Below are 6,588 nucleotides of genomic sequence, written 5' to 3' on the forward strand. Positions count from 1 at the left end.
AGATCTTCGATTTGGCAACACTATCTGTGCTGCACCGGCGATTGTTCCCGTCTTCTGAAAACCCAAAAGGGATCCCGCACTGGCAGGATCTCCCCCTGAGCCGAAGCATAGCTAGGCTATTGGCTGGGTGCTGCCTGTTCTCCTTCAGGGGGGGCTTGCCCTTCAGGTGCAGGAGCAGTGCCCAACGGAACGTCCTTGTTGTAGATGTAGGCAATCAAATCAAAAGCAGCGTCCAGTTCCCCTGTGTCTTGAACAGGATTTAAGCTGATGTTGCTCACCCGGAACAGCGTGCGCAGACGTTCTATATCTCCCATCAGATTGATCAGCTCCGTGTAGGGGCCACGCAGAGCGACACGGGTGGTCTGCACTTGGATGGCGGGAGCGATGATCCCAGGCACTTCCGGATTGGCCGAAGACGCTGGAGTCAGTGGAGAAGGGCTAAAGCTGCGCAGCTCGCTGTTGGGCTGCCCCTGCACCAGCCGGTTGAGATCCAGCAGTTGCGTGTCGGCATTCTCGGGGGTGGAGAGCAGGGCACTGATCTGTTCCCGCTCCACGCGAGCTCTCTCGACCTGATTGGGCACATCTTGCAAACTGGCAATCTGGCTCTTTATGTCCTGCAACTGGGTGGTTTTGTTGGCTACCTCCCTTTCCAAAGCCTGTACCTCCTCGATCAAGGGGCGAAGTTGGGTGAAGGCCAGAAACCCCGCCGCGGCTAACCCTGTGATCCCGATTAAAAGACCAATTCGAATGGGGGTCAGCTCCACGCCCAGCAGTACCGGCGGCCCTGCCGGGGGAACCACCAGTTGTTCGTCGGGAAAACCTTCAATCGATCCAGTCATCAGTTCGCCTCCACTCGACGCAAAATGCGGATCTTTTCAACCAAGCCTATCGCTCCCCGCTGCTCCAGCTCGCGGGTAAATTCTGGGTCGGGATCCCCCAGGGTACGGATGGTTACGGTTATGCCGTAGGTAACGCTGGGCTCGGTTAGGTTTGTGCCGTCCACCCGGGAGCTGCTGTTCAGGACGGCGCTGGTAACAAAGTTGGAATCCAGCAGGGTGAGCAAAAAGTCGTTCACCAGGGGAAAGTCCAGCGCCCCTCCTTGGATATTGACGGTATCCCCGGAAGCGCTGATGTTGGTTATCCATACCCCCTGGCCGGGGATCTTGCGCCGCAGCTCTTCCAAGATGGCCGACCAAGGCTGGACGGATCTCAGAAAGGAGCGGAACCCTTCCGTTTGGGCGCGAATGGTTTGCAGCTCTTGATTGGCATTCTGCAGCTGGGACAACTCAGCATTGGCTGTGCTGAGCTCACTGTCAAGGCGAGCCCGCTCCGCCCTCAAGGTTTCTCTCTGGCGGGAAAAGCTGTCTTGGAAATACCAAAAAGCTCCCATCGCTACAGCAGCAACAGCAACCCCCAGGCCAATGGCCGGGATCCAATTCTGGGATCCCTCTGCAGCCTCAGCTGCGACTACTGCTCCCCCACCTGTTCGAGCTGTGGTGAGGACATCCGGCCTTTCTTTGAGGAAATTGATCTCCGGTGTGTACATCTCTTTAACCGCCTTGTGCGCTATTCCATCGGTTGGGCGAGCTTGCGCTGCCTGCTGCCGCTACTTGGTGTCTTCCCGTAACGCCAACCCCAGGGCCACTCCCATTGCTGGGCGTTCCTCCAGGGGCAGTTCCACTGAATCCGGCACGACAATGTTGCCAAAGGGATCCGCCAACTCCACCGCCACGCTCAACGACTGAGATAAGAAGCCGTCGATTTGGCCGATGCTTGCCCCAGTTCCGGCCAGCAGTACTTTCACCACAGGCGAGCTGCTTTCTGTGCTCGTAAAGAAGTCGATGGAGCGCCTCAGTTCATCCGCCAAATCGGAGACAACGCGCGTTACTGCTGCTACACCGGGATTGCTGGGCGCTGGCTGTTCTCCCGTGGCCAAAATATCGGTGGGGTTGATCAAGGGTAACCTCAGAGTTCGCAACAGGTCGCCGGTGCGGCTAAGCGGCAGATTCAGGGATTGGGCCAGCACCTGCCGCATGTGGATGGTGCCGATGTTGACGGTGCGGGTAAATTGCGGGATCCCGTTCACCAAAATGCTGATCTCGCTGCTGTCGTAGCCGATGGAGCTGAGCAACACGGCCTCTTGGGGGCCGTACTGGGTTAGCTGATCGCGGATGGTGCGAATGAGGGAGAAGCTGGCCAGCTCCACACAGCGCACCTGCAAGTTGGCCACCTGCAGCACCTCCAGGTAGTTGTCCACCACCTCTTTGGGGATGGCCACCAGCAAGACTTCGATGCGCTCAATGCCATCCTGGGAAAGATCGAGACCCAAGGGCTGGTAGTCGACATCCGCCTGATCCCGCGGATAGGGAATGTAAAGTTCGGCCTCCTGCTCCAAAACCACCCGGCGCAGCTCATCGGCAGGTAGGTCGGCAGGCAGGCGAATGAGACGAACGATGGCCTCCCTTACGGGCACTGCTGTGGCTGCCGGCAGGTTGGTGGGCACTTTGTTTTCATTGAGCAAATTCATCAAGACCAAACCAACCGTGTTCGGATCGAGGATGCGCCCTTCGACCATCGCCCCTTCTGGCATGTCCACGCTGTGGTAGTGGGCCAGACGATAGCGACCATTGCCCTGCTTTTTCAGTTGGGCAACGGCGATACGCTCGGGGTTGATGTCCACCCCAAGCATGGTTCGGGTTTTGGAGCCACCAAGAAAACTAAACACGCCGGGAAACCCCGCCCTTTGCGCTACTGCTAGAGGCATACTACCCAATTTGTAGGTGGGTTACCACTGTTCGCCATTGGCCGCGGGGAAATCCTTGTCTGGGCCGATCCCTCCCTGCCAGCCGCAAGTGCAGGGCTTGCGCGGTGTTGAGCGGTGTTGGAAATTCGCTTGACTCAACGGGTCTGTTGCCGCGCCCACTCACGGAACTGTTGTAACCGCTCACAACCCTTCTTCCTCGAGGGCCTGGACGTTTTGCACAATCCGGGAGAGCTCGTTTTTCTCATCCACATTGATGCGGGTCGGGGATCCGCTGATGATGCGCTCGTAGCCCCGGAAGGAATCGCGGATTTGGATGCCTGCGTTGGAGATGAGGTACTCGCGGATCCCTTTGTCGTGCCAGGATCCCCGCATTTTGAAGACGTTGAGGGCGCGGGCCATTTCTCCGCGGATCTCCACGTATTGCAGCAGGATAATCGTGTCGGTGATGGTGGAGATGTGGGATTCGGTGATGGAATGGGATCCCATGAATTGGTCGGTGGTGTTGGTGAAAAAGCCGGTGATCTCCTCCTGCTTGGCCAGGCCAGTTACCCCGATTACAAACTGGCGGAAGGCATTTTGGCTCACTCCCCGCGCCAGGGCTGACAGGGAGTCGATGGCCATGCGGGAGGGCTTGAAGGCCATCATCTCGGTTTTGATCTTCTGCAGGTGGTCTTCCAGGCCGGCAGATTCTGGGTAGGCGCAGATGATCTTGAGGAGGCCCTGCCGCTCGAACTCTTCCAGCTCAATGCCCCAGGAGGAGGCGTTGCGGGACAGCTGCGCCCGCGACTCTTCGTAGGCAAAGAGAATGCAGCGTTCCCCATCCAGGCAGCCCCGCTCCAGGAATTTGCTCACCAGCGAGGTTTTGCCCGTGCCGGTGGCGCCGGTGGCCAAAATAATCGAGTCCTTGAAGAAGCCGCCGCCGCACATTTCGTCCAGCTTCTCGATGCCGGAGGAGACCCGCACGTTGGAGGAGCGCTGGGTCAGTTGCATGGCTCCCAGGGGGAAGATGTTGATCCCGTCATTGGTGATGGTGAAGGGATATTCCCCCTTCATGTGGGTGGTGCCCCGCAGCTTCAAGATCTCGATGGTGCGCCGCCGTTTCTCTCCTTCCAGGATGTTGCGTAGGATCACCACGTTATCGGAGACGAATTCCTCTACGCCGTAGCGGGCGATGGGGCCGTACTCGTCGGTGCGCTCCGTGGTCATGACGGTGGTGACGTTGGCCTGCTTGAGGCGGGCCGTCAGGCGGAACAGCTCCCGCCGCACCACACCGGCAGGGTCGTACTGCTGAAAGATGGCTGTCACTGAGTCGATGGAGACCCGCTTGGCTTTGTATTTGCGAATGGCGTACTGGATGCGCTCGATGAGGGCCGACAAATCAAAGTTGCCGCTCACCTCATAGCCTTCGGGATCGGGGGAGGCATCCAGGATAAACAGTTGGCCCCTGTCGATGAGGGCCTGCAGATCCCAGCCAAAGCTGGAGGCATTGCGAATGATATCGGCGGGGGTTTCCTCGAAGGTGACGAAGATCCCCGGCTCTTGATACTTCACGATGCCGTTGTAAAGGAACTGCATGGCAAACAGGGTTTTGCCGGTGCCGGAGGTGCCGCTGACCAGGGTGGTGCGTCCCAGGGGTAGCCCACCGTGACTGATGTCTTCAAAGCCCTCGATGCCCGTCTGTTTTTTGGGGATCCCTCGCAGCTCTGAGAGATCCGCTCGGTGGTTGTCTGGGGTTGGTTCGGTGGAGTCCTCTGCGGTGTTATCTTGTGGCTTTTCTGGCTCAGAAGGCCCCAATGACTGGTTCATCCCACTCTCCTTGCTCCTGCAGCCTGTCTCAAGCCTCTTCGTCCAATTCTTCGTAGAGCAGATCCAGGCCGATGAGCACTTTCTCGCGGTTGGACAGATCGCCAATAATCTTCCGCACCGGTGGCGGCAGGATTTTGGCCAAGGTCGGCGTTGCCAAGATCTTATCTTCCTCTGCCAGTTGCGGATTTTTCAAGACATCGATCACCTTCAGGCTGTACACGCCGCGGAACTCCTTTTCCAAGATGTCTTGCAAGGTGCTGAGGGCACGCAGAGAATTGGGGGTGTTGCCCGCCACGTAGAGCTTGAGAACATAGGCTTTGCGAGTGGACATATCTAAGGATCCCTTGGAGCGGTTTTGGGAATGGAGCGGCGGTACATTTCGCTCAGGTGGGCCATCACATCGATCAGGGTAAGGCGGTAATCCAGCAGGATCTCTTCGCTGCGGCCTTCCAGTTTCAATTGTTTGGCAAAGTCTTCCATCAAGTTCATGTGCAGCTCCAGCAGTTGAGCAGCGCCAATATCGGCAAAAAAGGCCAAGGCCACCAGTTCATCGATGCGGGCATTGGCGGTTTCGGGAGACTGAAAGTATTCCAGGACAATCGCCTGGTAAAGGCCGCGCAGCCGTTGCATCAAAGCTCGCTGCTCGTGGGGCGGAAGGCGGCGATAAAACAGCTCCGGGTCACGATGATAGTACACTCCGGCATAGCTCAGCCGTTCTCGCAATTTCTCCGCCAGCCGCCGTTGTTGTTGGTTGCTGTAAGCCAGGTAGGGCTGATCGCTGGGGTGCACTGGGCCCTGCGGGAGGCCGCAGGTGGGAGACATCTGTAGAAACAAGGCGATGGCCCGATCCACCAGCAGCTCCAAGACGGAAGGGGATCCCGAAGCGGCACAGGCGGCCCGCACCTGCCCTTTCAGTTCTTGCGGTGAAATGGGACGAACGAGGGTGGCGTTGTGGTAGAAAAACTGCTCTCGCTTGAGCAGTGCCTTCACCAAAGATGAGGCGGCAGGGATCTCTCCTTCCGTCTCCGGTGTTTCCTTGTGCAGATGGGATTCTTCCAGCACAATCGCCAACACCGTCGGCAGCAGCAGTCCCCACGCGCAGAGCTGATTGCCCAGATCGTGCAGCTCTTGCAGCCGAGTGGGATCCACCAGGAGCACCAAGCAATCGACATGGCCGTCTTGTTTTCTGAGAGCCTCTAGGAAGGTAGCTTGATCCTGAAAACACTCGACAACAAAGCGTTCAGGGGGTAGCCAGTCCTCGCAAGCTAGGGGCTCTCCTGCTGGCGGCTCCCAATCCAGCAACAGGTTGATGCGCAGTGGATGGGTGTCAGGCAACAAGACAAAGGATGAAGATATATTTCCTATCTTAAATCTGACCGGGATCCGCGCTCACCGGCCAGAGGAAAAGAGCGGGAGCATGACTCTAGTCAATGATATGCTGGACTATACTGAAAATAATGTACAGTATGTTCAGTATGGCTGCTTGGCATGGCTAGGTATGTAAAACCGAGAGAAGCGGCGGATTATTTTGGGGTGTGTCTCCACACCTTGAGGCGATGGGAACAGAAAGGCTGGATCCATGCAACACGTACACCATCCGGTAGGGCGAGAAGGTATGACCTCGACAGCTACATCAGAGCGCCCAAGAAGGACAAACGAGTCGTTTTGTACGCCCGAGTCAGCAGTCGAGGGCAGAAACCAGACTTGGAGAGACAGATTGCAAGACTGGTTAACCTCTATCCTGGAGCCGAAGTGGTCGGAGAGGTTGGCAGCAGTCTCGACTTCAAAAGACCAAAGTTCCTTGCCTTATTGGAACGAGTTCGTGCGGGAGATGTCGGAACAATTGTGGTCGCTCACCGGGATCGACTCTGCCGGTTTGGATTTGAGTTCGTTGAGTGGTACTGCCGTCAATACGGGTGCGAAATCTTGGTTCTCGATGACGATCACCTTTCTCCCCAACAGGAACTGGTTGAGGATATCCTCACCATCCTGCACTGCTTCAGCAGTCGGCTCTACGG

7 protein-coding genes are annotated in these 6,588 nt (G+C 57.4%); 1 reads left to right on the top strand and 6 read right to left on the bottom strand.

What is annotated here, in order from left to right; genetic code table 11:
• Window positions 1-116: 116 nt before the first annotated feature.
• The 6 genes from ACVWVQ_RS11765 to ACVWVQ_RS11790 all read right to left on the bottom strand — a co-directional run bounded on the left by ACVWVQ_RS11765 (window position 117) and on the right by ACVWVQ_RS11790 (window position 5,908).
• Entirely contained in the window at window positions 117-839 is a 723-nt protein-coding gene (locus ACVWVQ_RS11765; protein WP_457508609.1) for a hypothetical protein, read from the bottom strand.
• A complete protein-coding gene (locus ACVWVQ_RS11770) occupies window positions 839-1,546 on the bottom strand; it encodes a PilN domain-containing protein (protein ID WP_457411508.1) in 708 nt (235 codons plus the stop codon). Before ACVWVQ_RS11770 ends, ACVWVQ_RS11765 begins: the two co-directional genes overlap by 1 nt.
• 60 nt (window positions 1,547-1,606) lie before the next feature.
• Window positions 1,607-2,725, bottom strand: a complete 1,119-nt coding sequence (pilM, locus tag ACVWVQ_RS11775) for a type IV pilus biogenesis protein PilM (RefSeq protein ID WP_457466787.1) — start codon at window positions 2,723-2,725, stop codon at window positions 1,607-1,609.
• Window positions 2,726-2,944: 219 nt separating this feature from the next.
• Window positions 2,945-4,570, bottom strand: coding sequence for a circadian clock protein KaiC (gene kaiC, locus ACVWVQ_RS11780; protein ID WP_414373238.1), 1,626 nt, complete (start codon window positions 4,568-4,570; stop codon window positions 2,945-2,947).
• A gap of 28 nt (window positions 4,571-4,598) precedes the next feature.
• Window positions 4,599-4,901: a circadian clock protein KaiB gene (gene kaiB / locus ACVWVQ_RS11785; RefSeq protein ID WP_011430723.1), complete on the bottom strand. Its 303-nt coding sequence runs from the start codon at window positions 4,899-4,901 to the stop codon at window positions 4,599-4,601.
• Window positions 4,902-4,903: 2 nt separating this feature from the next.
• The gene (locus ACVWVQ_RS11790) at window positions 4,904-5,908 is read right to left on the bottom strand and encodes a circadian clock protein KaiA (RefSeq protein ID WP_457508611.1); all 1,005 of its coding nucleotides are present in this window, start codon (window positions 5,906-5,908) and stop codon (window positions 4,904-4,906) included.
• Window positions 5,909-6,058: 150 nt separating this feature from the next.
• Between ACVWVQ_RS11790 and ACVWVQ_RS11795 the strand changes: the two genes are divergently transcribed.
• Window positions 6,059-6,588 (top strand): IS607 family transposase (locus ACVWVQ_RS11795; RefSeq protein WP_457508613.1); only part of this gene is annotated, 530 nt, incomplete at its 3' end.

This window comes from Thermostichus sp. MS-CIW-36 (genome assembly GCF_054059035.1).

Coding starts and splice junctions, on each gene's coding strand:
- ACVWVQ_RS11765 (WP_457508609.1), bottom strand. CDS start 839: ATGACTGGATCGATTGAAGGTTTTCCCGACGAACAACTGGTGGTTCCC.
- ACVWVQ_RS11770 (WP_457411508.1), bottom strand. CDS start 1,546: ATGTACACACCGGAGATCAATTTCCTCAAAGAAAGGCCGGATGTCCTC.
- kaiC (WP_414373238.1), bottom strand. CDS start 4,570: ATGAACCAGTCATTGGGGCCTTCTGAGCCAGAAAAGCCACAAGATAAC.
- kaiB (WP_011430723.1), bottom strand. CDS start 4,901: ATGTCCACTCGCAAAGCCTATGTTCTCAAGCTCTACGTGGCGGGCAAC.